Source organism: Rhizobium chutanense (assembly GCF_002531935.1).
GTDB classification, from domain to species: Bacteria; Pseudomonadota; Alphaproteobacteria; order Rhizobiales; family Rhizobiaceae; genus Rhizobium; species Rhizobium chutanense.
Genome location: NZ_NWSV01000027.1, coordinates 46,950 through 71,371 on the forward strand (window position 1 = coordinate 46,950; position 24,422 = coordinate 71,371).

Here is a 24,422-nt window from a genome sequence, read left to right on the forward strand (position 1 = left end):
CGATAGACTCTCCGATGGGCAGCGACTGTCCATCGGCGGCAGTCGCTGCCCAATAGCTCTGCGCTTCAGCGATCGCTGACCGCCCAGCGCGGATTGACCCACGGCTCCTGGTTGGAGCGCGCCAGCGGCTGCTTGCCGAGGATATGGTCGGCGGCCTTCTCGCCGGTCATGATCGACGGCCCGTTCAGGTTGCCGTAGGTGACGTGCGGGAAGATCGAACTGTCGGCGACGCGCAAGGCCTCGACGCCGATCACCCGCGTCTGCGGATCGACCACCGCCATCGGATCGTCCTTGGCGCCCATCTTGCAGGTGCCGCAGGGATGATAGGCGCTTTCCAGGTGCTCGCGCAGGAAGGCGTCGATCTCATCGTCGCTCCGGACGCCTTCGCCCGGCTGGATCTCCGGCCCGCGATAGTCGTTGAAGGCGCTCTGGCCGAAGATCTCGCGGGTGAGGCGCACGCAGTGGCGGAATTTCTCCCAGTCCTCCGCATGGCTCATATAGTTGAAGCGCAGCACCGGGTCGGCCTTGGGATCAGCGGAGCGTAGGCTGACGCTGCCGCGCGACTTCGACAGGTTGTAGCCGACATGCACCTGGAAGCCGTGGCTTTTCGCCGCCGCCTTGCCGTCATAGCTGATCGCAACGGGGAGGAAATGATACTGGATATCGGGCTGTTTCAGCCCGGGTGCGGAGCGCAGGAAGGCGCAGGCCTCGAACTGGTTGGAGGCGCCGAGCCCGCCCTTGGAGAGCAGCCATTGCGCGCCCGCCACGCCTTGCCAGAACCACGGCAGCCAGGAATACAGCGACACCGGCTTGGTGCTCACCTGCTGGAAATAGAATTCCATATGGTCCTGCAGGTTGGCGCCCACGCCCGGCCGGTCGGCCTTGACGGTAATGCCCATGTCCTGCAGATGCTGGCCGGGACCGATGCCCGACAGCATCAAGAGCTTCGGCGAATTGAAGGACGAGGCCGAGACGATCACCTCGCGATTGGCCTTCACCACCTCGACCTTGCCGCCGCGTTCGATCTCGACGCCGGTCGCCCGTCCGTCCTCGATGACGATCTTGCGCGCCAGGCCGTAGACGATCCCGACATTGTCGCGCTTCAGCGCCGGTTTCAGATAGGCATTGGCGGCAGACCAGCGGCGGCCGGAAAAGATGGTCTGCTCCATCAGCCCGAAGCCTTCCTGCTTGCTGCCGTTATAATCCTCCGTCGTCTCGAAGCCCGCCTGTTTGCCCGCCTCGACGAAGGCCCGGAACAGCGGATTGGTGAAGCCGCCGCGCTGTACGTGCAGCGGTCCGTCCGTGCCGCGCCAGCCCTCTTCGCCGCCATGCGAATGTTCCATCCGCTTGAAATAGGGAAGCACGTCGGCATAGGCCCAGCCGCTGGCGCCGAGCTCTTCCCAGCGGTTGAAGTCCTCGGCGTGGCCGCGCACATAGACCATGCCGTTGATCGAGGAGGAACCGCCGATCACCTTGCCGCGCGGCGCGGTGATGCGCCGGTTGTTGAGGTTCGGTTCCGGCTCGGAGAGATAACCCCAATTGTAGCGCTTCATGCTCATCGGCCAGGCAAGGGCTGCCGGCATCTGGATGAACGGCCCGAAATCGCTGCCGCCGGCCTCGATGACGAGCACGCTGTTCTTGCCGTCTTCCGACAGGCGGTAGGCGAGGGCGGAACCGGCCGAGCCCGAGCCGATGATGACGAAATCTGCTTGTTGCATGACGTTCCCTTAGATTCTTTTGCAACTGGCTGAAGACCCCGCCCCAAACCCCTCCCCACAAGGGGGAGGGGCTTAACTTGCGGCAGAGCCTCACTTCAAAATCAGCGCCACAAGCGATGAGATCGATGGAGCGCAAAACCGGTGCTGCGTATTAGCCCCTCCCCCTTGTGGGGAGGGGTTGGGGAGGGGTCTTCACTCCCTTAATAAGGCGCCGCCACCGGCCCCATGCCGACATAGACCGTCTTCAGCTCGGAATAATGCTCGAGCGCCGCCAGCGAATTTTCCCGGCCGAAGCCGGATTGTTTCGAGCCGCCGAAGGGGATTTCCACCGGGCAGAGATTATAGGTGTTGATCCACAGCGTGCCGGCCTCCAGCCGGTCGACGACGCGGTGGGCGCGGGTGAGGTCGGCGGTGAAGACGCCGCCGGAGAGGCCGAATTCGCTGGCGTTGGCCCGCGCGATCACCTCGTCCTCATCGTCGAAATCGAGCACCGACATCACAGGCCCGAAGATCTCCTCGCGGGCGATGGTCATGTCGTCGGTGACGTCGGCAAAGACGGTCGGCTGCACGTAATAGCCTTCGCCGGAGACATTGTTCGGAATGCCGCCGCCGGCAACCAGCGTTGCGCCCTCGGCCTTGCCCTTCTCGATATAGGCGACCACCTTCTCGCGTTGCGCCCAGGAAACCATCGGGCCGATCTGCGTCGCCTCATCCATCGGATCGCCGATCAGCATCGCCTCGGTGCGCGCCTTCAGCCGCTTGAGGAATTCGGCCTTGACGCCGTTCTGCACGAAGACGCGGGTGCCGTTCGAGCAGACCTGGCCGGTCGAATAGAAATTGCCGAGCATCGCCCCGCCGACCGCCGAATCGAGGTCGGCATCGTCGAAGACGATGAGCGGCGACTTGCCGCCGAGCTCCATCGTCACGTGCTTGAGGTTGCCGGCTGCCGCCGCCGCGACCCTGCGGCCGGTCGGCACCGAGCCGGTCAGCGACACCTTGGCGACGTCGGCGTGGTTGACGAGCAGCGGCCCGGTGTCGCGGTCGCCCTGGATCACGTTGAAGAGCCCCTTCGGCAGCCCCGCCTCGTGCAGGATTTCGGCGATCTTCAACGCGCCGAGCGGCGTGTTTTCCGAGGGCTTGAACACCATGGCATTGCCTGAGATCAGCGCCGGGGCAGCCTTCCAGCAGGCGATCTGCTGCGGATAGTTCCAGGCGCCGATGCCGACGCAGACGCCGAGCGGCACGCGCTTGGTATAGGCAAAATCCTGGCCGAGCGGGATATGCGAACCGTTGAGGCCGGCTGGCGCAACGCCGCCGAAGAATTCGAAGGCATCCGCACCCGAGGTCGGGTCGGCGACGATGGTCTCCTGGATCGGCTTGCCGGTATCGAGCGTTTCCAGTTCGGAAAGCGCCCGGTTGCGCTCGCGCATGATGTCGGCGGCGCGTTTGAGGATGCGGCCGCGCGCCATCGGGCTCATCGCCGCCCATTCCGGCTGGGCGCGTTTGGCGGCCGCAATCGCCTTTTCGATGATCGCAGGCGTTGCGGCATGGAGCCGGGCGATCACCTCGCCGGTCGCCGGATAGAGGCTCTCGATGACGGTACCGTCGGGATCCTCGACATATTCGCCGTCGATGAAGTGCGAGGCTTTCGGCTGGGCTTTCATGTCATTTGTCCTTGGGGGAGGTGGTGGATAGAAGCGCGTTCACATAATCCTCCGTCAGCGCGATCGAGGCTTCGATGCCGATCGGCGCGGATTTCAGACTTTGCCTGATATAGAGCCCGTCGATCATCGCCGCTGCGCCTTCGGCGATGCGTTCTGCGGCGTCGACGGGCAGCAGCGCCTTGAGATCGGCAAGCAGATTGGAGCGCAGCCGTCTGGCATAGATCACCAGGAAACGCCGCGTCTCTTCCGAGCGCTGCGCTTCGGCATAAAAGGCAAGCCAGGCGGCAATCGTCTCCGGCGCAAACTGGTCGGCGTGGAAGCTGGCGCGGATGATGGCCGAAAGCCGCGCCCGCGGCGTCTTGGCGGCCTTCAGCGCCGTCACCGCATCGCGGCGCAGCTGTCGGAGCAGCGAGCGGATCGTCTCGATCAGCAATTGGTCCTTGCTGCCGAAATAATGATGCGCAAGGGCCGGCGACACGCCGGCCTGGCGGGCGATGTCGGACATGGTGACGGCAAGCGAGCCGTGATCGCCGATCACCCGCAGCGCTGCATCGACCAGCGCCTTGCGGCGCACCGGTTCCATCCCGACCTTCGGCAACGGACAATTCTCCTGAAATTCACCGGCAGAGTATTTTTGATTGATTGATCAATCAACAAAAATCTTTCTCGATTTGACCGAGATCAGATCTTTCCCTGAAAAACTGCTGCAACATATTTCAAAATTCAGGAGGTGCGCCATGACCGATGTCTTCAACGCAGTGCCCACATCCCAACTTCAGTCGAAATGGATCTGGTTCGTGGGTCTCGGCGTGTTGCTGCTGGTCTGCGGCCTGATCGCGCTCGGCAATCTGATGCTCGCAACCGTCGTCTCCGTCTATTATGTCGGCATGCTCATGCTGTTCGGCGGCGTGACCTATCTCGTCCATGCCTTCCAGGTGCGCGGCTGGGATCACGTGCTCTTCTGGGTGTTGAGCGGTCTGCTCTACGTGCTCGCCGGCATCTGCGCCTTCATCAATCCGATCCTGACGTCGGCGGCGCTGACGCTGTTTCTGTCGCTCGCGCTTGTCGTCGCCGGCGTCTTCCGCACCTGGGTCGGCATGCGCATGAAACCGACCAGGCGCTGGCGCTTTATCGTCGCCAGCGGCGTCATCACCGCGCTTGCCGGTTTCGTCATTGCCCTCGGCTGGCCGGTCAACAGCCTGTGGATCCTCGGCCTGTTCCTGGCCGCCGATCTCACCATCCAGGGCTGGACGATGATCGCCTTCGGCCTCGGCATCCGCAGTGGGCCTGTGGACAGCGGCGCCTCGGCGCCGCTCTCCGATCGTTCTTTTTGACAAGGGGGTGAGAGGGGATTAGACTTTAGGGGTATGTGCGATCGCCGCAAATGGTCATGCGTCCCCCAAAGGCAGGGTACTGCCTGAATAAAAAAGGGAGGAAGTTCATGCCGATGGTCACCGTTTCCATCTCTCCGCAACAGGCAGCGGGCATCCGCGCTGCCGTCGACAATGGCGGTTATGCCTCCAGCAGCGAGGTCGTCCGCGAGGCCCTGCGCCTCTGGGATACCGCTCGCAAGCTCAACGAATTCAAGGCCGATGTCCTCGACGAGATTTCGCCGTCCGGCGGCAGATGCGTCGGCGACATGTTCGCCGATCACGAGGCGGCACGCCGTCGCTCTGCCTGAATAAGCAAGCATCTGATTGCATTGGGGATTCGAATAAACGCGGAACGCGTAGCGCCCGCTTGCGTCTTTCACGAAACTTTCACATTGGCGAAAGGGTTCATTGATCCTTCTGCGGCAAGTTCCCCGCGAAAAAGAACAAGTCACGGTGGAGATCGGGCCCACATGAAGACTGGAACATCCCTCTCTGCCACTGTCGAGCCCGGCGTCCTGCGCCGCTATGCCAGCGATCAGATCGTCACGCTGGCCAAGCTCGTGGTCGAAAACGCCTTCCAGCCGATCGTCGAGGCCGGCACCGGCACGGTGTTCGGTTATGAATCGCTGATGCGCGGCCAGGAACGCATCGGCTACGACACGCCGGTCGACATCCTCGACGAGGCTCATCAGGCCGGCCAGCTGCTGCAGCTCGAACAGATGCTGGCGAGCCGGGCGCTCGCCAAATTCGCGACGCTGTCGAATTTCTCCACGGCGACGCTCTTCCTCAATCTCGATGTCCGGCTGATCCCGCATGGCGAACGTCTGGTCGAAAGCCTGCTGCAGCACCTGCGCAAGGCCAGCATTCCGCCGTCCTCCGTCTGCTTCGAATTCTCCGAGCGCTTCGACAATACCAGCGTGCCGGAATTTGCCGGCCTGGTTTCGAAGCTGCGCAAGGCCGGATTCAAGCTGGCGATCGACGATTTCGGCGTCGGCCACGGCGAGATGAAGCTGCTTTGCGATCATCCCGTCGATTACCTCAAGATCGACCGGCATTTCGTCGCCGAGATCGACCGCAGCCCGCGCAAGCGCCATCTCTTGAAGAGCATCGTCAATATCGCCCATGTGCTCGGCACCCGCGTCATCGCCGAAGGCATCGAGACCGAGGCGGAGTTCATCGCCTGCCGCGAATATGGCGTCGATCTCGTCCAGGGCTGGTTCATCGCGCGCCCGACGACGCATATATCGGAACTGGCGCCGTCCTTCCCGCATCTGCAGGAGCTCGGCAAAGCCAAGCGCGGCAGCCAGTCGCTCGACGAAATCCTCATCCGCAGGCAGATCGAACTGCTGCCGGCGGTTTACGAGAACGACAGTATCGACAGCGTCTTCGAACTCTTCCGCCGCAATCCGCGCCAGGCGTTTTTTCCCGTCCTCAACGCCAATGACGAGCCGCGCGGCATCATCCACGAGCATCATCTCAAGGAATATATCTACCAGCCCTTCGGCCGCGATCTCCTGAAAAACAAGATGTATGAGCGCTCCATCTCGCATTTCGTCGAAATGGCGCCGATCGTCGGCCTCGACAGCGATGCCGAGCAGCTGATGGCGATCTTTGCCAATATGGAAGGCAGCAACTGCCTGATCCTCACCGACAATATGCGTTATGCCGGCGTCGTCTCCGCCGCCTCGCTGATCAAGGTGATCAACGAGAAGCAGCTGAAAATCGCCCAGGACCAGAACCCGCTGACCGGCCTGCCGGGCAATCACGCCATCCGCGATTTCATGCGCCAGTCCGGCCGCGACGGCGATGAGGTCCGCCACTTCTGCTATTGCGATTTCGACAATTTCAAGCCGTTCAACGATGCTTACGGCTTCCATCTCGGCGACCACGCGATCTCGCTGTTTGCCGCGCTGATGCGCCGCTATTTCTTCGCCGAGCGCCATTTCCTCGGCCATGTCGGCGGCGACGATTTCTTCATCGGCGTTGTCGGCTGGACGCAGGAGGAGTTGACGGAAATTCTCGATCGGCTGATCGGCGATTTCCACGACGACGTGCTCGATCTCTATTCCGACGAGCACCGCGCCGCCGGCCGCATCCTCGGCCACGACCGCGCCGGCGCCGAAGCCCTGTTCCCGCTGATGCGCTGCTCGATCGGCGTCATCGAACTGCCGGAAGGCCTTGTCATCGACGACATCAACCGCGTCGGCGCCGAGATCGCCGTCGTCAAGTCGGCCGCCAAGGAGAGCGACGGAGGCCTCGTCTTCCATCTCCTGGAGCGCCGCGTGTCTTGACGCAAGGGAGGCTGCATGGCCTATGCCGTGGGCGAGGCGAATTGACGCCCTTGCCACATCAAGCCTTCCCAAGCCTCCGGGGCTGATCTATTCCGGTTGCCTCGGATCAGGGAGGGTCGCGCCATGTCACTGCCTCAGCAAATGCGTTTCGTCGATCTCAAGTCCTTCGGCGGGCCGGAGGTGATGATGATCGGCAATCGGCCGCTGCCGGTGCCCGGTCAAGGCGAGGTCCTGGTGCGCGCCGAGGCGATCGGCGTCAACCGCCCTGATGTCGCCCAGCGCCAGGGCAGCTATCCCCCGCCCAAGGATGCGAGCCCGATCCTCGGCCTGGAACTTGCAGGCGAAATCGTCGCGATCGGCCCCGGCGTCAGCGGCTATCGCATCGGCGACAAGGTCTGCGGGCTGGCCAATGGCGGCGCCTATGCCGAATATTGCCTGCTGCCGGCAGGCCAGATCCTGCCCTTGCCCAAGGGTTATGACGCGGTGAAGGCGGCTGCTTTGCCGGAGACCTTCTTCACCGTCTGGGCCAATCTCTTCCAGATGGCCGGGCTGACGGAAGGCGAGACGGTGCTGATCCATGGCGGCTCCAGCGGCATCGGCACCACGGCGATCCAGCTTGCCCGCGCCTTCGGCGCCGAGGTCTATGCGACGGCCGGCTCACGTGAGAAATGCGGGGCCTGCGAGGCGCTCGGCGCCAAACGCGCCATCAACTATCGGACCGAGGATTTCGCCGCGGTGATCAAGGCCGAGACCGGCGACGGCGTCGATATCATCCTCGATATGATCGGCGCCGCCTATTTCGAGCGCAACCTCGCCGCGCTGGCAAAAGACGGTTGCCTGTCGATCATCGCCTTCCTCGGCGGCGCGCTCGCCGAAAAGGTCAACCTGTCGCCGATCATGGTCAAACGCCTGACGGTGACCGGCTCCACTATGCGACCGCGCACGGCGGAGGAAAAACGCGCCATCCGCGACGACCTGCTCTCGCAGGTCTGGCCGCTTCTGGAGGCCGGCACGGTCGCCCCTGTCATCCACAAGGTCTTTGCCTTCGAGGATGTCGTTGCGGCGCACCGGCTGATGGAAGACGGCAGCCATGTCGGCAAGATCGTGCTGCGCGTCGGTTGAGCGTGAGCGAAACGCCGACGGCGAGAACCCCGGAACGAAGCTCGCAAGCGCTCGCGCGTCACGCCGGCTGCCGCGCCTGCCGCCTGCTGCTTTCGAGGTAGAGCAGCACGCCGATCGATGCGAAACCGGCAGCCGCGCCGACGAAGGCGGTTCCGGAATAATCGGTGATCGCGGTGCCGAAGGCGAAGAGCCCGGCGCTGATGCCGGTGCCGATGAAGGTGTTGAGCGACAGCAGCGAGGTTCCGAGCCCCGGCCGGTCGGCGATCAGATCCTGCAGATAGGTGATCGGCACGCTGAGGATCGCTGCCGCCCCGCAGGCATTGAGGAGAAGCAGCGCATAGATGTGCCAGGGCGCGGAGGCAAATCCGAGCAGCAGCAGATAGGCGCAGTAGACCAGCGCGCCGAAGGCAAGCACATGCACGGTGCGGAAGCGCCGTTGCGCCATGCCCCACATCATCATGAACGGCATCTCGAGAAGGGCCGTCAGCCCGGCGATGAAGCCGACATCGACCACGGTCCCGCCGGCCGCATGGGTGATGATCAGCGGCAGCAGCGTGCTATTGAGCCGCTGCAGTCCGAAGAGCAGCGCCATGACGATGACGCGCACCAGGACATGCGGCATGAAGATCCGTTTCAGCGAGGCAAGGAAGCCGGGTTGATCTGGGGCCGGGCCGGCCGTGCCGTTTCTCGGCGCGAAGAAGAAATACAGGCAAAAGCAGGTGAGGCTTGCAAAGGCCGCGATCCCGTAGGCCGGGGTCATCGATGGCGAATTGACGAGATAAAGGCCGATGAGCCCCGGCGCCAGCGCCCATGAGCCGGAAAACAGCGCCCGCACCGTTGCCGTGACCGCCGCCGCCCGGCCGCGGTCTATCTGGTTGGTCCTGGCGCGCAGGCTGGCAAACAGCAGCGAATAGGTGGAATTGCTCATCGACACCAGCAGAAGCGTGGAGACGATGAAGATGGCCGGGCTGTGGAATATGGCGATCGACCCGAAGCCGAGCATGCCGGCGACCGACAGCCCCAGCACCAGCGGCCGCCGCTCTTTCAGCCTGTCCGACCAGATACCGAGTGTCAGGCTGGTCGCGACGTTGACGATCGCCGAGAAGAAGATCAGCGCCGAATAGGTGCCGTTGCTCAAGCCCAATTCGTTGATCCCGATGATCGACTGATAGGGCGCGGTCGAGGCATAGGTGAAGGCGAGCGCGACGAGGGTCACGGTCGGGATGCGGATCCTGTTGTCGCCAATGATCAAGGAGAAGGTGGAGGGCATGGGGCGGTTCCTGATGCACCAGCTTTAGCTGCATCTGAGACCTCCGAGAAACGATAGTTTTCGATCGACGGCGTCGATTTTTGTGATGAGTATCCGGAGGTGGTTGTTCGACGGAGCATGCCCGGATGAGCAGCGCGCATGGATTCCAGGCTCAAGGCCTGGAATGACGGAGGGTGGGGGCTCGACAGGCGTGAGGCGCGACGACCCGGAGGGAGGGGCAAAGGAGGCGCAATCGCCTGCTGCTCCGCCGCATGTGGCATCTTGCTGCCGACGCCTACTTGCCGCAGACGCTTACCCCACCCTCCGTCGTGCTCGGCCTTGAGCCGAGCATCCACGCCACATCCACCAGCGGTCGTCGCCCGGATTCCGGCGTCACCTGAACCCCGTTGGCTTTCGCCGCGTGACGCGTTATGCCTGCGGCATCCCCGCAGCACCTGGATGAGAGCTCATGACCAATCCCGTCACCGTCGAAGTCACCCGCGGCCTGCTCGTCGAAAGCCGCCATCGCGGCATGGTGGCGGTTGTCGATGGCGATGGCAGCCTCGTCTTCTCGCTCGGCGATATCGACGCCGCCGTCTTTCCGCGTTCGGCCTGCAAGGCGATGCAGGCGCTGCCGCTGGTGGAAAGCGGTGCGGCCGACGCCTATGGTTTCGGCGACAAGGAGCTGGCGCTCGCCTGCGCTTCGCATAATGGCGAGGACGCGCATGTGGCGCTTGCCGCCTCCATGCTGGCGCGGGCCGGCCGGAATGGCGAAACGCTGGAATGCGGCGCCCACTGGTCGATGAGCCAGAAGGTCCTGATCCAGCAGGCCCGTACGCTTGATGCGCCGACCGCGCTCCACAACAATTGCTCGGGAAAACATGCGGGCTTCATCTGCGCCTGCTGCCATCAGGATATCGATCCGAAGGGTTATGTCGGTTACGAGCATCCGCTGCAGGTCGAAATCCGCGCGGCGATGGAAAGCCTGACCGGCGCCGTGATCGGCGCCGACAGTTGCGGCACCGACGGCTGCTCGATTCCGACCTACGCCGTGCCGCTCAGAAGCCTGGCTCACGGTTTTGCCAGGATGGCGACCGGCACCGGCCTGGAGCCCTTGCGCGCCAGGGCATCGCGTCGGCTGATCGAAGCCTGCATGGCCGAGCCTTTCTACGTCGCCGGCTCCGGCCGCGCCTGCACGGCGTTGATGCAGATCGCCCCCGGCCGTATCTTCGTCAAGACAGGCGCCGAGGGCGTCTTCTGCGCCGCGATCCCGGAAAAGGGCATCGCCATCGCGCTGAAATGCGAGGACGGCACCACCCGCGCCGCCGAGGCCATGGTGGCCGCCACACTCGCCCGTTTCTTCGAGACGGAGGAAGAGGTGCATGCCGCCCTGATGGGCTTTGCCGCCACCTCGATGCGCAATTGGAACGGCATCCATGTCGGCGATATCAGGGTCACCTCCGCCCTGACCGCATGAGCGTGGGTCTGGGCATATAAGTTATTAGAAAAATAAGAATTGCCTAATATAAAAGGGTACGTCCCGCGATCGCGGATACACCCTTCGCGGCGGCGTGAGCACAGTCCTGGAAGCCATGAGGGCAGGGCATGTTTGCAGGCCGCTATCTCTGGTGGATGCTGATGGGTATCGGCATCTTCCTCTTCGCCGCGCTGGGCCTCGATCATATCACCTGGCTCACCATCCGGCTGTCCGGCTGCGGGGATATGGCTGGCGCCTGCCAGCCGACCCTCCGGCTGATTTCGGGCATGCTCAAAACCGCCTGCGTCTGGACCGCGATCGGCGTGCTCTTCGTCGCCACGCTGCTGCGTCTTCACACGCTCTCGCTCCTCTGGTTCTGGGGACCGGTCGTCGCCGTCTGGTTCGTGGCCTCCACGCCGATCCTTCTCTTCCTGGCCGCGGATGCGGCGGCTCTGACGCAACCCGCCACCCTGGCCGCACTGCCTGTCGCTTTCCTGTTTCTGGCGGCTTTCGTTGCCTATCTCATGCTTGTGCTCGAGGAGGGCGAGACGCTGCCGCTTGCCGCCGCCTCGGTGCCGCTGCGCCTCACACTCCGCCTGACGGCGGTCTACGGCGCGCTTGCTGGCGCAGCTTTCATGTCGCAGTTGTCGCGGATCGCTGGGACCCTGCTCGACATGCCGGCACTTGCCGTCGTCATCGCGCTGGCGCAGCCATATCTGCAGGCGGTGCTCACCCTTGGAACCGGCAGCATGGCGCCGGCCTATGCCGTGCTGGCAGTCTTCATCGCGGCCCTTGCCGCCAGCCTGCTGCCGCATGCTGCGCCGCCGCCCTCCCGCAGCACGATCATGCTGCGGCGATCGCGCCGTTGAGATCACTATAGGGTCTCAGCCGCTCGGCCGTCATCTCCATCGGCACGATCAGCCCCGCCACCTCGGAAATGCCGAGCACCGGGCAGGGCGAGACGAGGTCGAACTTTTCCTCGGTCAGCAGCACATGCGTTTCGGCAGAGCAGCGGGCGATATGCCGCTTGATCGCCGCTTCCTCGAAATCGCCGGTGGAAAGCCCGTGCACCGGATGGGCGGCGGTGACGCCGAGGAAGAACAGGTCGGGGCGCAGCTGCGAGATCGCCGCCATCGCCGCCGCCCCCGTCGCCACCATCGAATGTTTGTAGAGCCGTCCGCCAGCCAGGATCACCTCGGCGGTCGGGTGGTGCTCCAGCTCGGCGGCGATCGTCGGGCTGTGGGTCGCAACCGTCAGCGGCATGTCGCGCGGCAGGTGCCGGGCGATCTCCGCCGTTGTCGTGCCGCCGTCGAGGAAGATCATCTGCCCCGGCCTGACCATCGCCGCCGCTTTGGCCCCGAGCCGCGCCTTGATCTGTGATGAAACGCTGCGCCGCGCCGAAAAATCCGGCAGCTCCGGCGAAAGCGGCATCGCCCCGCCATGCACCCGTTTCAGCAGCCCTTCCGCCGCCATTTCCCTGAGGTCGCGCCGGATCGTGTCTTCCGAAAGGGAGAAATCCTCGGCGACGCGCTTGGCGATCACCTGGCCGTCACGGCGCAGGATGTCGAGGATCAGGGCCTTGCGTTGCGTCGTCAGCATTATCTCTCCGCACGAAAATGAACGAGGTGGCATGATCTTGCACGAATTGACTCGACATTCAAGAAATATCGTGCATTTTCGCGATATCCCGTGCATGAGGCCGGGAGTGTGCTCGCGCATCAGCGGAGCGAAGGAGTGGATCATGTTGATTTTGATTGCCGGCCCTTACCGGTCGGGAACGGGTGACGACCCGGAAAAGATGGCCGCCAACCTGAAGCGGCTGGAGGAGCCGTCGCATAGGCTGTTTGCGGCCGGCCACGTGCCGATGATCGGCGAATGGGTGGCGCTGCCGATCTGGCACGCCGCTGGCGGCAAGTCGGTCGGCGACACGCTCTACGAGGAGATCTTCCACCCGGTCGCCGGCCGGCTGCTCGCGCTCTGCGAGGGCGTGCTGCGTTTGCCGGGTGAGTCCAATGGCGCCGACAACGACGTCCGCATCGCCAGAGAGCGCGGCATCCCGGTCTGGCACCGGCTGGAGGATGTTCCGGGCTGCGGGTGAGCGGCACGTTGGCTGACAAGGCAATCTCGGGCGCAAGATCTGCCCCTCACCCTAACCCTCTCCCCGTAAACGGGGCGAGGGGACGTGCCCTGCGAAAGGTTGGCGTGGGACGGAGAGGTCGCGGCTTGGTCCCTTCGCCCCGCGCGCGGGGAGAAGGTGGCGGCAGCCGGATGAGGGGCGCGACACGGCACGCCGACCATGCCCTCACAGCCGCACCCCCCCACATCTCCCCAGTTCCGACGCACCCACCGCTACGCTATAACCCTTGCCGAAAGGGAGTCGACAATCATGCTGACACTGTATTACGCGCCGGGAACCTGTGCGCTCGCAAGCCTTATTGCCCTGGAAGAATCCGGCCTGGCCTTTGAAACCAGGAAGATCAGCCTTCGCGATGGCGAGCAGCGCCTGCCGGACTATCTGAAGATCAACCCCAAGGGCCGGGTGCCGGCGCTGGTCACCGACCGCGGCGTGCTGACGGAAACGCCGGCGATCCTCGGCTTCATCGCGGCAAGCGCCCCGGCCGCCAATCTCGCGCCGCTCGGCGATGCTTTCGAAATGGCGCGGCTGCAGGCCTTCAACAGCTATCTCTGCTCGACCGTGCATGTGAACCATGCCCATCGCCCGCGCGGCACGCGCTGGGCCGACGAACCGGCCGCCATCGAGGCGATGAAGGCGAAGGTGCCTGAGAATATGGCCGATTGTTTCACGCTGATCGAGCAGACGATGTTCGAAGGTCCGTGGGTGATGGGCGAGACCTATTCGCTCGCCGACCCCTATCTCTTCGTCATGACTGACTGGCTGCCGTCCGACGGCGTCGATCCCACCCGCTTCGAAAAGGCGAGCGACCATCACGCCCGCATGCTGCAACGCCCCGCCGTCCAGCGGGCACTGGCCTATGATCGAGGCTGATGGGCCGGCATACTTGACTCGACCTGCCGGGCAGAGCGCGTAGCAGTTGAAAACATCGTGCTACGTCTCCCAAGGGTTGATCAGCGATGCGCCCGTGTCGGCGAAGTCGCCGACATTGCGGGTGACGACGATCAAATCATGGACGATCGCGGTCGCGGCGATCAGCGCGTCGATATCGCCACGCGGCCGGATCGCAGCGATGCGGCCCCATTCCACGGCGATGTGATCGGTCACCGGCAGGATGCGGGCGCCATGATCATGACGCAGCTTGCGTAGCCATTCGCTGAGATGAGACGCGGCCTTCGGGTCAGAGCTCTGTTTGAGGGCGATGCCGCGCATGATCTCGCCAAGGGTCAGCGCGCTTAGGTGGAGGCTCAGCGGATCGACGGAGCGCAGCCAGGAAACCGCCTGAGGCGTGCCGCGTCGCGCCTCCGAGACAATATTGGTGTCGACCAGATACATCAGAAGCTCACGCCGCGGCTTGGCGTCTTGGCGCGCGCTTCGACCGCATCCGCGAGTTCGTCGTCCCAGGCGGGACCGCCGAGCAGGTCGTCGACCAGCGTCGGCCGACCGGCGCGCAGGGCATCGTAATCGCGGGAGGATAGCACGACAGCCGCGGGCTCGCCGCGCAGTGTGACCACCTGCGGCCCTTCCTCTCGCGCCTTCTGCACCACTTTCGAGAACTGGTTCTTGGCATCCTGCAATTGCCATTCCATCACTTCGCTCCTAGCTAGACTGTCTAGCTATATATGGGCGGAATGCCGTCGCACGTCAATGGGAGCATGAGGAGCGGCTCTCAAGGACGCAGAAGAGGCGCTATCCCGGAACCGCTGCACACTTCCGGGCGACATGCATTAAGATCATGCCTGAAAGATCATGCCTGATGTCCAAACCGTTCGGCCAGCTTCTTCGGCGCCCGGAACAGCCAGGCGCCGATCAGCCGCAGCCGCAACTCCTCGTCGCCGATCATGGCGGCGCGCAGCGGCAGATGCGGCCAGCCGACATAGTGATCGGTCTGGAAGTAGATGTCGGGGGCCATCTCAAGCAGGTGATCCTTGTCGTCGAGCGAAATCGAAATGACGATCGTTTCGGCGTTCTTCACCGCGACAAAACTCTTGCCGCCGACCTTCAGCGCCGGATTGCCGTAGGAGGTGCTCTCCTCGACATCGATCAGGCCGGCTTCCACCGCCAGCCGTTTCAAACGCTCGAAGATCGCATCGACGTCGTCGGCCATATCAGCCCTTTCTGCCAGGGCTAATCTAACATGTTTTCAGGCGCATTTCGCCAGCGTCGGCTTGGCCTGCGTGGGAAGGCCGGCCGGCATTCCGAGCGGCAGATCGGCGATCTCTCGCATCGACATGCGCGCGACTTCGGGATGCCGAAGCGGGTCGTCCTTCCAGGTCGGGGCAGTTTCTGCGCCTTCCAACGAACAGGCGTGTCTCAAGAAAAACTTCAGCAACGACATGGCGTGCCTCGCTTTGTCAAGCGGTGATGGATTACCACCGTATGCTGCAATGTCGCCTTCGCCAGGCGGATTTTCAATTGAGATTACTACGGAACCGCTATAGAAAAACTATATGAAAAACCTGAACACGGTCCATCTCAACGGCCTGCGGGCGCTTGATGCCGTTGGTCGGCTCGGCTCGCTCCAGGCCGCCGCCGACGAGCTCGGCGTCTCGGTCGGCGCGGTCAGCCAGCAGGTCATCAAGGCCGAAGCCCAGCTCGGTCAGGTGATTTTCGAGCGCACGGCCAAGGGCATGATCGTCACCGAAGCCGGCCGGCCGGTGCTGCTGGCGCTGGAGGAGGGGTTCGCCCGGCTTTCGGCGGCGGTGTCGATCGCAAGCCGCAAGGACGATACCATTCTGACCATCTCGGTGGCGCCGGTTTTCGCCGCCCGTTGGCTGGTCTGCCGGCTCGATCGTTTTGCCGAGCGTCACCCCGATATCAAGCTGCGGCTGGATGCGACGACCAATCTCGTCAGCCCGGCGCTTTGCGATGTCGATATCGGCATCCGCGTCGGCTCCGGCAAATGGCCCGATGTGAAGGCCGAATTGCTGCTGGAACAGGAGGTCTTTCCCGTCTGTTCGCCTGAGATGGCGGCGCAATTGCAAGAGCCCGCCGATATCCTGGCTTTGCCCGCCATCATCGATGGCCATGCGATGTTCAGCTGGGAGGTCTGGATGCGCGAGGCCGGACTATCGGGCGCGACGCTGGCAACGCGCCACGTCTTCAACGATGCCTCGCTCTGCCTCGATGCGGCGATCGCCGGGCAGGGCGTCATGCTGGCCTGGCAGACGCTCGCCGCCTTTGCGCTTGCCGAAGGCCGGCTGGTCGCCCCCTTCGGCATCCGGGCGCGCACCGGCTTCGGTCATTATTTCGTCACCGCCGAAGCTGTGCGCGAGCCGAAGAAGGTCAAGGATTTCAAGGCCTGGATCCGCGAGGAAATGGCCGGCACCCTGGCCCTTTTCCCATGATTTCACACCTCGATCGGCTCTTTGGCCCGCGTCGCCTGCATCGCCTTGTAGGCGGCACGCGACTGGCAGCGCTCGATCCAGGCTTTGACATTCGGATGCGCCTGGAACAGCGCCTCTTCGCTCTGGGCGTAGCGCAGCACCTCGGCGAGGTTGAGATCGGCGACGGTGAAGCGGTCGCCGACGATCCATTGCCGGCCGGCCAGATGGCCTTCGAGAACCGCCAGCGGCCGGCGCAGCAAGCGGCAGGCGACGGCGATCGTCTCTTTGCCGGCATCGCTGTTTTCGAGCCCGTTATCATAGGTCAGCACGATCTTCACCGTCTGCGGCTCGACTTCCGCCGCCGCCCAGACCGTCCACATCGTCAGCAATCCGTCTTCTTCGACGGTTTTGCCGGAAAGCGGCCCGCCATGTTTGCGGGCGAGATAGAGATTGATCGCCAGCGACTCGTGCATGACGAGGTCGCCATCGCGTATGCTGGGGATTTGCGCCATCGGGTTGACGGCGATGAAATCAGGCGAGTGCGTGTTGAGCGGCGCCTGAGGCGCCAGCGGATCTTTAAGCCGTCTGGCCTGCAGCACCGGCACCGACTGAAATTCGAGCCCGAGCTCCTCCGCCATCCAGTAGACGCGTGAGGCGCGCGATCGATAGACCCCGTAGATTGTCAGCATGAACGTTTCCCCGCGATGTTGTGCGAGGGAGGGTAAATGCCGGATTGGCCCCGGAAAAGTCCGTGGCGCTGATGGGACGATGAAAGCTTTTGATAGCAAGGAATTCCGGCAAAGGCAGAGACCCTCTAGGCATCTCTCGGCAGCACGGAGCGAACCCTTGCAACGAAGACGTGGAAGTCCTCCATGAATGTGCGGAGGAACTTGGCGGTGGCGTCGTTGGTGACCTCGCCATCGTCGGTGATCAGCCCCGGTGTGAACTGGATGTAGGCTTCCGGGGCATTCATCTGCGGAGAGTTGCAGAAGCTGAGCACGCTGCGCAAATTCTGCTGTGCGACCGCCGTGCCGATCGCGCCCGGCGACGTGCCGATCACCGCCGACGGTTTGCGGGTGAACGAGTTGGTGCCATAGGGGCGGCTCGCCCAGTCGATCGCGTTTTTCAGCCCGCCGGGGATGGACCTGTTATATTCGGGCGTAACGAACAGCACGGCGTCGACGGCGGCGATTGCCGCCTTGAATGCCCTGCCGGCCGGAGGGTAGTCGGCGTCATAATCGTAGCTGTAGAGCGGCAGATCCTTGAAGGATATTTCCGACATTTCAAGTTCCGGCGGAGCCAATCGCACCAAGGCCTTGGCGAGCTTGCGATTGATCGAGCCCTTGGCGAGGCTGCCGATGAGGTAACCGACTTTATGCGTGGTCATGGCGTTCTCCCTCTTGTCCTTTGAGCTCAAGTCACGCATCGCCGAGGAACGTCACCGTCTCGGCAAGCGGGGCACGGCCCGTGCGGGCGTAATTGACCGTGGAGTCCTCGTAGCCGATCGACATGCCGCAGAAGAGGATGAGCCCGTCCGGCGGCGAAAGGGCTTCCGCCACCGTCTCGCGAACCTGTGACCACGCCATCTGCGGGCAACTGTGCAGGCCTTCGGCACGCAGCAGCAGCATGACGGTTTGCAGATACATGCCGACGTCGGCCCATTGAGGCAGGCCGAGGTCATGGTCGATGTAGCAGAACAGGGCGGCGGGCGCCCCGAAACAATTCCAGTTGGCGATCGCCGCCCGCTGGCGCGCCTCCCAGTCCTCGCGGGCAATACCGAGCGCGCTGTAGCGCTCCTTGCCGAAGGCGGACCGGCGCTCCCCGTAGGGGGATTTCAGCGTGGACGGGTACATCTCATATTGCCGCTTGTCCCAGGCATCGCCATGGGCCACGCGCTCGACGGCCGATGTCTTGAGCTCGGCCAGCGGTGCGCCGGTCATCACATAGGTATTCCACGGCTGGATGTTCGATCCCGACGGCGACCAGGCCGCGGCCGAGAGCACGCGCTCGAGCACCTCCCTCGCCACAGGCTTGTCTTTGAACCCACGCACCGACCGCCGACTTTTGACTGCCTCATATACATCCATGATCGCCTCCTTGCCGCCGGCAAAACACCATGCGGCCGTTCAGTTCGGCCCCGACCGGCAAACGGTCAGTAGTCCCAGAAGATCGGCACCCAGCGAAAGGCGTCGCCGTCGATCGCCACATGGCCGATGGATGGGAAGGGCAGATGAGTGGCCACCAGCAGCTCGCCGGTCGCCGAAAGCTCCCGCAGCAGGCGGACGCGGACGCGGGCCGCCTCTTCCGGGTCGTGTTCGAAGCCGTTGAACCAGTCGGGATGTTCGAAGCCGACCGCAAACACGGCATCGCCGGCAAACATCAGCCGGTCGCTGCCGGATGCCAGGCGGATCACGCTGTGCCCGGGGGTGTGGCCGCCGGTGCGGGTGACGACGACGCCGGGCGCCACCGTGCACTCCTCCTCGAACGTCTGCAGATGGCCGCCGTACTCTTCCGCGAACCGCTTGGCCGCCCGCCGAAGCGCGTCCGGGAAGCCCGGCGGCATGGAGACGTGGGAGAAATCGGGCGCCGTCCAGAATTTGACCTCGGCCGCCGCCACATGGATTCTGAGGTCGGGACGCAGCTGCTCCTTCACCCCGTCGACAAGCAGCATGCCGATATGGTCCATATGCATGTGGGTCAGCACCACGTCGGTCACCGACGCAAGATCGATGCCGGCGGCTGCGAGTCGATGGGCCAGTTGCCCGGCCCGCGGCAGGTTCAGGTTCGGGTCCGACCCCAGCCCGGCATCGAGCAGAATGGTTCGGCCGCCGCTGCGCACCACGACGACGTTCAGCCCCCAATCGAGCGTCTCGGTCGGCAGGAAATTATGGTCCAGCCAGGCCGAGCGCGCGGCCGGGTCGGCATTGTGGCCCAACATCGCGCCGGGCAGCGTCAGCACGCCATCGCTGACCACCATGACGTCGATGTCGCCGATCTGCAACGAGTAGCGCGACGGAACCAATTCGTCGGGTTTCGGGATACCGGGGCGTGAGAGATTGTCCATACTCGTGTCCTCCTGACTGTCCGTTTCGATGTGGTTGATTATCTCCATTCGCGATGGAGACGGAATCACACCCAGGTCTAGGAGGCATACATCGGACGTAGGGATTGATATGCCCGAGGGCGTGCGGGCGATGCAGCACGGACTGCGCCATTGTACCCCGGCTTCGGCCCCCTGAACGGCCTCAGCTTGGCGCTTGCAAAATACCGGTTATGCGCGTCGCAATTCCTCTATGTCGTCGGGATGCCGCTCAAGCAGACGGAAGAGATTGACGACGGCAGGCGGCGGACTGACTTTTCCCGTCTCATAGCGAGAGAAGGCATTGTGCCCCCCACCCGTCAGTGCAGACGCTTCAGTCTGATTGAGGCGCAGTTTCTTGCGAATTCGACGCAAATCCTCGCCGACCGCTCGCCTATCCTGCAGAACCAGCGCATCACTGGCCTGGGCATAACGCTCAGCACTGACCTGGTCATACTCGATCTCGCCGCATGCGTCGCAACGAAAACCCGACAGGCCTTCGACGTCCGCTTTCAGATTGCGAAAAGCAATGTGGTGAGTTTCATTGAAGAATGGCGTCATTTCGGACTTTGCGTCACAGCAAACACATATCCTGGCCATTGTTACAACTCCTTGAATTGGATGACGGGTGCGCCGTCTTCCCTCAGCGTGACTTTGATATAAGCCTTCCCGGCCGGCGTATTGGCGTGATAAACATCCTGCCAGATCGTAGTGTCGTTATACGTCGTCATCGACTTATAGAGGTGGGTATTCCTAAGCGCGGCGACGACGTCGATCATCTCCGAGGTGGTCAATCCCATCGATCTTCCGCCGTCGATGGCGCTTTTGGTGAAGGCTGCCACCTTTCGCTCCCTGACGATGGCGATGATCGCCGCGAGGTTGTAGTGGGCCTTTCGCTTTTCCATGTCTAAATTACCCTCTCAGGGTAAAATTTCAAGTCCGCATATCGCTTGATCAACGCGTTCGCCTAAGATTCTGTCATTGTGAAAACGCGGCCGCAGCTTTCACAAGAATTCGTGAAACAAAGAGGTAAAGAATTTCTACTGTCCGGGGACACAAATGCTTTCATCAGGAGGCGCGGTTTCGCTCGATGGTCAGTTGCGCATAGGGCGCGCCGCCGCCGGCCATCTCGCCCGACACCTTCTTCTCCCATTCAAAGCCTAAAACCGCCCCTTCCGTGGTTTCCTGGAAGATGTTGTCGGTGATGACGGCGGTGCCGGCGCCATCGGCGACCGAGACGGCGCAGCCGACTGGCGCCTTGCGCACTACATTGCCTGTCACAACGACGTTTCTGAGGTAAGGACCCCAGCCGATCTGCATTCCCCAGCGCGGCGCGCCTTCGATCACATTGCCTGAAATCAGCGTGTCGGCCTCCGCCGCAATGCCGATGCCGAAACCGACCTCGTGCTTGTAGGGGCCCTTCAGCGTCAGATTGCGCACGACGTTGCCGGTGACGCTTGCCAGCCTGCCGCCCTCGTCGAAATTGGCGATCGAAATGCCGTTCGCCGCCCCGTCGATCATGTTGGCGGAAACCACCGCGCCCTCGAAGGCGAATTCGACATAGATCGCCGTCTCGCCGGAGCGCCGGCACTGATTGCTGCTGATCTGGATGTCCGAGGCCGAATTGGCGCGGATCGCCGTGAAGGCGCAGTCGGAGATATGGTTGTTCACCACCATCACGCCGTCGGCACGGAAGATGTTGATGCCGTTGCCGTTCTGGCCGGTGCCGCCGTCATTGGCGCGGATGTTGAAGACACGGTTGCCGGAAACCACCGTGCCGTCCTGCGCCTTCTTCCAGCGATGCACCAGAATGCCGCCATTGCCGCAATCGGCGATGGTATTTCCGGTGACCGAGAGGTTGGCGGAATCGACCGCATAAAGCCCGGATTGGGCGGCACCGGAAATACGGCTGCGCTCGACCCGCCCGCCGCAGCGCTCCAGCTGCAGCCCGTGTTTGCGGCTGCCGCCGATCTCGCAATTGTCGATCAGCACCTCGTCGACGCCGGTGAATTGCACGAGCCCGCCGGCATAGTCGCCGAGCCAGCGGTTGCCGCCGTCGATCACCAGATTGGAAAGCTCGATGCGGCGCACATTCTCGGCCGAAAACAGGTGACCTTCGCCGGTATAGACGATCCGCGAGGCGCCGGGCACGCCCGTGATGCGGGTATTGTCGGGCAAGGTGAGATTGGAGACCTTGTAGGTGCCGGGCGGCAGGAAGACCGGCACGTTTTCGCGCGCCGCCTGTTCGATCATCCGCTGCAGGTTGCGGGTCTTGCGGTCGCCGCTGTCGGGAATGGCGCGATATTCGACTGCGTCGATCGCGCCGCGCAGATCGGCTTGTCCGGCAGCCGTTAGCGGCGAGGCCAGCGCGCGCGACGTCCCTCCCGCAACGGCCGAAGCGGCGAGAAAGAAAAGCATGTCGCGGCGTGAAGGCATCCGGGGATCACGTGTCATGATGCGCCGGTAGCAGAAAACGTGCCAGATGGCCTGTCTTCTTTTGGCACAAGCGGGGCATAGGCCGGCCGAATTGTCGTTTCCGCTGAAGCGGACGGCAGGATATCGCCGCCGATTTTGTCCTCTTGTTCACCCTTTCATTTAAGCAAGCCGAAGGGAATGGGGACTACTTTGAAGGGAATTTTAGGGGTTTTGCGGGTACGGCCTTCGGCCGGCGGGGAGAATGGCGTCATGCACGAACCGAGTGCCAGGCGATGGGAATCGGCCGATGCTCTGTCGGCCGAAACGCGGCGCATCGTCGCCGCGACGGAGGCGATGATGGCCTCGACCGCCCATCACCTCTCCGAAGGCATAGAGAACCTGCGCCTGAAAACGATCGTCCACGAACTTCCGGACTTTCTCTACGTCAAGGATCGCGACAGCCGTTTCGTCTTCGCCAACGCCGTCACCGCCAGCAGCCTCGGCCTGCAGAGCGCTGACCTGATCACCGGAAAACGTGATTTCGACCTGTTCGATTTCGAGACGGCGCGGCGGCATTTCGATATCGAGCAGCAGATCATGACGACCGGCCAAGCCCGCATCGACATGGAGGAAAGTTACTTCCTTCCCGGCGGCAAAAAGCAGATATGCCGGCTGACCTCGAAGATACCGCTGCGCAACGATCGCGGCGAGATCATCGGCCTGATCGGTGTTTCCCGCGATATCACCGAGCGCAAGCTGCAGGAGGACCTCCATCGCGGCCAGGCGAAACTGCTCGAAATGATCGCCCGCAACGAGCCGTTGCCGATGATCCTCGAGGCGCTGGTGCTGATGATCGAGGCGCAGCTGACGGATATCGACGGCTCGGTGCTGCTGCTCGACGGCGAGGGCACCAGGCTCTATCATGGTGCCGCTCCCAACCTGCCCGGCGGCTACAGCCGCCTCATCGATGGCGTCACGATCGGTCCCAAAGTCGGCTCCTGCGGCACCGCCGCATGGCGCGGCCAGGCGGTGGTCGTCGAAGACATCATGAGCGATCCGCTCTGGGAGGATTTCCGCGCGCTGGTTGCCCCGTTCGGCTTCCGCTCCTGCTGGTCGACGCCGATCGCCACCGCACAGAATAATGTGCTCGGCACCTTCGCGCTCTATTCCAGGCAGGTCCGCCGCCCGACCGAGCACGAGATAAAGCTGGTGGCGCTCGCCACCCACATCGCCGGCATCGCCATCGAGCGTAAACGGGTCGACGACCGCATTCATTTCATGGCCCATCATGACGATTTGACCGGCCTGCCGAACCGCGCCTTCCTGAAGGAGCGGCTGGCGAAAATCCTCGACCAGGCCCGGCGCAACAACCGCAAGGTGACGGTCGCCTATATCGATCTCGACAATTTCAAGGACATCAATGACGGCCGCGGCCACGCCGCCGGCGACGAGGTGCTGAAGGAAACCGCCGCCCGCATGGCCAACAGCATCAGGGCGTCCGATATGGTGGTGCGTCTCGGCGGCGACGAATTCCTGGTGGTGCTCGTCCACCAGTCGAGTCACGATGCCGGCATCACGCGGCGGCTGCGCGAATTGCAGAAGGCGATCAATCGGCCGATCCGCGGCCGGGATGGCGACCTCACCGTCACCGCGAGCATCGGTGTTGCCGCCTTCCCCTTCGATGGCGCCACCTCGGAAGAGCTGCTCGCCAATGCCGACCGCGCCATGTACCGCGCCAAGGAGCTCGGCCGCAACACGCTGCAGCATTACGATGGCAGCGGCACGCCCGTGGGAGTGCCGCTCGGCGAGCAGGAGGAACTGCACCAGGCGATCACCGGCGACCAGCTGTTCCTGCAGTACCAGCCGCAGGTCGATGTCGCCAGCGGCCGCATCACCGGCATCGAGGCGCTGGTGCGCTGGAACCATCCGGCCAAGGGCAGGGTGCCGCCGGTCAATTTCATTCCGCTCGCCGAAGAGACCGGTCTGATCGTTCCCCTCGGCCTCTGGGTGCTGAACGAAGCCTGCCGCCAGGCGCGCCACTGGCAGGATATGAGCCTGCCGCCGCTGACCGTCGCCGTCAACGTCTCGGCCAAGCAGTTTGCCGATCCGGATTTCGCCACCCACGTCGCCGAGGCGCTGGAGCGCCACCGCCTGCAGGCGCGCTGGCTGGAGCTCGAGGTCACCGAAAGCGTGGTGATGCAGGATGCCGAACGGGCGCTCGCCATGATGGAATCGCTGCGGGCGCTCGGCGTACGTCTGTCGATCGACGATTTCGGCTCCGGCTATTCCAGCCTGGCGGCGCTGAAGACCTTCCCCTTCGACCGCCTGAAGATGGACCGTTCGCTGGTCGAGGCGCTGCCCGGCGACAAGACCGCCGTCGCCATCGCCTCGGCGGTGATTTCGCTGGCCCAGACGCTGAAGCTTTCGGTCCTGGCCGAAGGTGTCGAAACCGATGCCCAGATGGATTTCCTGCGTCACGCACGCTGCGAGGAGGCGCAAGGCTACCGCTTTTCCAAACCCGTCTCGCCCGACGAGATCCCGGCCTTGCTGCGGGCGCGCAGCCTCTGAGGCCGC

General features: G+C 63.5%; 26 protein-coding genes. 10 read left to right on the plus strand and 16 right to left on the minus strand.

The features are described 5' to 3' along the window. Positions 1 to 65: 65 nt before the first annotated feature. From betA to betI, 3 genes are all read right to left on the minus strand, one after another. On the minus strand, positions 66 to 1,718 hold the full coding sequence (betA, locus tag CO666_RS27435) for a choline dehydrogenase (protein WP_097615171.1): 1,653 nt from the start codon (positions 1,716 to 1,718) through the stop codon (positions 66 to 68). 200 nt (positions 1,719 to 1,918) lie between these two features. After that, entirely contained in the window at positions 1,919 to 3,382 is a 1,464-nt protein-coding gene (gene betB / locus CO666_RS27440; RefSeq protein WP_097615172.1) for a betaine-aldehyde dehydrogenase, read from the minus strand. 1 nt (position 3,383) lies between these two features. Continuing rightward, positions 3,384 to 3,980 (minus strand): transcriptional regulator BetI, encoded by a 597-nt coding sequence (betI, locus tag CO666_RS27445; RefSeq protein WP_097615173.1) that lies wholly within the window; start codon positions 3,978 to 3,980, stop codon positions 3,384 to 3,386. Between the two features lie 139 nt (positions 3,981 to 4,119). On the opposite strand from betI, the gene CO666_RS27450 reads away from it, so the two are divergent. The 4 genes from CO666_RS27450 to CO666_RS27465 all read left to right on the plus strand — a co-directional run bounded on the left by CO666_RS27450 (position 4,120) and on the right by CO666_RS27465 (position 8,168). Beyond that, complete coding sequence (locus CO666_RS27450; protein ID WP_097615174.1) at positions 4,120 to 4,716, plus strand: HdeD family acid-resistance protein; 597 nt, start codon at positions 4,120 to 4,122, stop codon at positions 4,714 to 4,716. A gap of 107 nt (positions 4,717 to 4,823) precedes the next feature. Then, entirely contained in the window at positions 4,824 to 5,063 is a 240-nt protein-coding gene (locus CO666_RS27455; RefSeq protein WP_085736567.1) for a ribbon-helix-helix domain-containing protein, read from the plus strand. A 162-nt stretch (positions 5,064 to 5,225) separates the two neighbouring features. Further along, entirely contained in the window at positions 5,226 to 7,046 is a 1,821-nt protein-coding gene (locus tag CO666_RS27460; protein WP_179869771.1) for a GGDEF domain-containing protein, read from the plus strand. 123 nt (positions 7,047 to 7,169) lie between these two features. Further along, entirely contained in the window at positions 7,170 to 8,168 is a 999-nt protein-coding gene (locus tag CO666_RS27465; RefSeq protein WP_097615175.1) for an NAD(P)H-quinone oxidoreductase, read from the plus strand. A gap of 58 nt (positions 8,169 to 8,226) precedes the next feature. Here the strand turns inward: CO666_RS27465 and CO666_RS27470 are convergent, their stop codons facing one another. Next, positions 8,227 to 9,438, minus strand: a complete 1,212-nt coding sequence (locus CO666_RS27470; RefSeq protein WP_097615176.1) for an MFS transporter — start codon at positions 9,436 to 9,438, stop codon at positions 8,227 to 8,229. A 448-nt stretch (positions 9,439 to 9,886) separates the two neighbouring features. Between CO666_RS27470 and CO666_RS27475 the strand changes: the two genes are divergently transcribed. Together CO666_RS27475 and CO666_RS27480 are read left to right on the plus strand one after the other, a co-directional pair. Next, entirely contained in the window at positions 9,887 to 10,894 is a 1,008-nt protein-coding gene (locus CO666_RS27475; RefSeq protein WP_097615177.1) for an asparaginase, read from the plus strand. 128 nt (positions 10,895 to 11,022) lie between these two features. Next, a complete protein-coding gene (locus tag CO666_RS27480; RefSeq protein ID WP_097615178.1) occupies positions 11,023 to 11,763 on the plus strand; it encodes a hypothetical protein in 741 nt (246 codons plus the stop codon). Here the strand turns inward: CO666_RS27480 and CO666_RS27485 are convergent. Next, positions 11,738 to 12,493, minus strand: coding sequence for a DeoR/GlpR family DNA-binding transcription regulator (locus CO666_RS27485; protein ID WP_097615179.1), 756 nt, complete (start codon positions 12,491 to 12,493; stop codon positions 11,738 to 11,740). The genes CO666_RS27480 and CO666_RS27485 overlap by 26 nt on opposite strands. A 142-nt stretch (positions 12,494 to 12,635) precedes the next feature. On the opposite strand from CO666_RS27485, the gene CO666_RS27490 reads away from it, so the two are divergent. Continuing rightward, a complete protein-coding gene (locus CO666_RS27490) occupies positions 12,636 to 12,992 on the plus strand; it encodes a DUF4406 domain-containing protein (protein WP_097615220.1) in 357 nt (118 codons plus the stop codon). Positions 12,993 to 13,280: 288 nt separating this feature from the next. Beyond that, a complete protein-coding gene (locus CO666_RS27495) occupies positions 13,281 to 13,901 on the plus strand; it encodes a glutathione S-transferase family protein (protein ID WP_097615180.1) in 621 nt (206 codons plus the stop codon). A 60-nt stretch (positions 13,902 to 13,961) separates the two neighbouring features. On the opposite strand, the gene CO666_RS27500 is transcribed toward CO666_RS27495, so the two are convergent. The 4 genes from CO666_RS27500 to CO666_RS27515 form a co-directional block, all read right to left on the minus strand. After that, complete coding sequence (locus CO666_RS27500) at positions 13,962 to 14,363, minus strand: type II toxin-antitoxin system VapC family toxin (protein ID WP_097615181.1); 402 nt, start codon at positions 14,361 to 14,363, stop codon at positions 13,962 to 13,964. Further along, positions 14,363 to 14,617: a type II toxin-antitoxin system Phd/YefM family antitoxin gene (locus CO666_RS27505; protein WP_097615182.1), complete on the minus strand. Its 255-nt coding sequence runs from the start codon at positions 14,615 to 14,617 to the stop codon at positions 14,363 to 14,365. Before CO666_RS27505 ends, CO666_RS27500 begins: the two co-directional genes overlap by 1 nt. A gap of 158 nt (positions 14,618 to 14,775) precedes the next feature. After that, the gene (locus tag CO666_RS27510; protein ID WP_097615183.1) at positions 14,776 to 15,135 is read right to left on the minus strand and encodes an MmcQ/YjbR family DNA-binding protein; all 360 of its coding nucleotides are present in this window, start codon (positions 15,133 to 15,135) and stop codon (positions 14,776 to 14,778) included. Between the two features lie 36 nt (positions 15,136 to 15,171). After that, positions 15,172 to 15,366 carry a hypothetical protein gene (locus CO666_RS27515; RefSeq protein ID WP_097615184.1) on the minus strand — a complete coding sequence of 65 codons (195 nt, stop codon included), beginning with the start codon at positions 15,364 to 15,366 and terminating at the stop codon, positions 15,172 to 15,174. A gap of 112 nt (positions 15,367 to 15,478) precedes the next feature. Here CO666_RS27515 and CO666_RS27520 point away from each other — a divergent pair, with 112 nt between their 5' ends. Continuing rightward, a complete protein-coding gene (locus CO666_RS27520) occupies positions 15,479 to 16,375 on the plus strand; it encodes a LysR substrate-binding domain-containing protein (RefSeq protein WP_097615185.1) in 897 nt (298 codons plus the stop codon). A gap of 2 nt (positions 16,376 to 16,377) precedes the next feature. Here the strand turns inward: CO666_RS27520 and CO666_RS27525 are convergent, their stop codons facing one another. The 7 genes from CO666_RS27525 to CO666_RS27555 all read right to left on the minus strand — a co-directional run bounded on the left by CO666_RS27525 (position 16,378) and on the right by CO666_RS27555 (position 21,869). Continuing rightward, a complete protein-coding gene (locus CO666_RS27525) occupies positions 16,378 to 17,043 on the minus strand; it encodes a glutathione S-transferase family protein (RefSeq protein WP_097615186.1) in 666 nt (221 codons plus the stop codon). A 125-nt stretch (positions 17,044 to 17,168) separates the two neighbouring features. Then, positions 17,169 to 17,741, minus strand: a complete 573-nt coding sequence (locus CO666_RS27530) for an NADPH-dependent FMN reductase (RefSeq protein WP_097615187.1) — start codon at positions 17,739 to 17,741, stop codon at positions 17,169 to 17,171. Positions 17,742 to 17,772: 31 nt separating this feature from the next. Next, positions 17,773 to 18,441, minus strand: a complete 669-nt coding sequence (locus CO666_RS27535; protein WP_097615188.1) for a nitroreductase — start codon at positions 18,439 to 18,441, stop codon at positions 17,773 to 17,775. A gap of 65 nt (positions 18,442 to 18,506) precedes the next feature. After that, positions 18,507 to 19,418, minus strand: coding sequence for an MBL fold metallo-hydrolase (locus CO666_RS27540; RefSeq protein ID WP_425352439.1), 912 nt, complete (start codon positions 19,416 to 19,418; stop codon positions 18,507 to 18,509). A 207-nt stretch (positions 19,419 to 19,625) separates the two neighbouring features. Further along, positions 19,626 to 19,994 (minus strand): type II toxin-antitoxin system MqsA family antitoxin, encoded by a 369-nt coding sequence (locus CO666_RS27545; RefSeq protein WP_245436876.1) that lies wholly within the window; start codon positions 19,992 to 19,994, stop codon positions 19,626 to 19,628. A gap of 41 nt (positions 19,995 to 20,035) precedes the next feature. Next, on the minus strand, positions 20,036 to 20,338 hold the full coding sequence (locus tag CO666_RS27550; RefSeq protein ID WP_097615191.1) for a type II toxin-antitoxin system MqsR family toxin: 303 nt from the start codon (positions 20,336 to 20,338) through the stop codon (positions 20,036 to 20,038). A 163-nt stretch (positions 20,339 to 20,501) separates the two neighbouring features. After that, entirely contained in the window at positions 20,502 to 21,869 is a 1,368-nt protein-coding gene (locus tag CO666_RS27555) for a TIGR03808 family TAT-translocated repetitive protein (protein ID WP_097615192.1), read from the minus strand. Between the two features lie 249 nt (positions 21,870 to 22,118). On the opposite strand from CO666_RS27555, the gene CO666_RS27560 reads away from it, so the two are divergent. Next, a complete protein-coding gene (locus CO666_RS27560; RefSeq protein WP_097615193.1) occupies positions 22,119 to 24,416 on the plus strand; it encodes a sensor domain-containing protein in 2,298 nt (765 codons plus the stop codon). The last annotated feature ends 6 nt before the right edge of the window (positions 24,417 to 24,422 follow it).